1 protein-coding gene is annotated in these 600 nt (G+C 63.7%); it reads right to left on the minus strand.

Features of this window, described 5'->3' with window-relative positions; translation table 11 throughout:
* A partial coding sequence (locus tag JHD77_RS30310; protein WP_185838227.1) for a type II secretion system F family protein occupies positions 1-505 on the minus strand: 505 nt, incomplete at its 3' end.
* Positions 506-600 lie beyond the last annotated feature (95 nt).

Genomic DNA, 600 nt, shown 5'->3' on the forward strand with positions numbered 1-600 from the left:
GCGTGGCGAGCGGGCCGGTCCACGTGACTGGGTCGGAGAGCCTGGCCAGGCTGGGGACCATGCGATAGGCCACGATGCACAGCAGGAACACCATCATGGCGGACAGCGCCGAGGGATAGAGCAGCGCCTGCCAGATGGTGGCGCGGATCCTGGCCTGGGCCTCGACCAGGGAGACGGCATCGCCCATGGCCTGAACCAGGTTGCCGCTCATCTCGCCGGCCTCGATCAGCGCTCGCTCCTGGGCGGGCAGATAGAGCGCCATGGCGGTGGCCAGACGCTTGCCGTTGGACAGCCCCATCAGCGCTTCGCGACTGGCGATGGCCACCGGATGAAACGGATGCTGTCCCTCATGAGCGAAGATCTTGTGTACCTCTGCCACAGCGTCCTTCAGCGGGACCCCGTTTTCGAGCAGGGTGGACATGCTTTCGTAGAACTGCAGGCGTTCCTTGCGGCCGAACTGCTTGCTGTAGAAGGCGAACTGCAACTGCTCCCAGAAGCCCCCCATCAGCACGCCTCCTGCGAGTAGAAGCTGTCGTCGAGCAGATGCTCATCGAAGTCGAGTGGCCCAATGAAATCCTCGACCATCTGCGGGTCGAACAT

Origin of the sequence: Pseudomonas sp. P20, assembly GCF_016463925.1 — a bacterium.
GTDB classification, from domain to species: domain Bacteria; phylum Pseudomonadota; class Gammaproteobacteria; order Pseudomonadales; family Pseudomonadaceae; genus Pseudomonas; species Pseudomonas aeruginosa.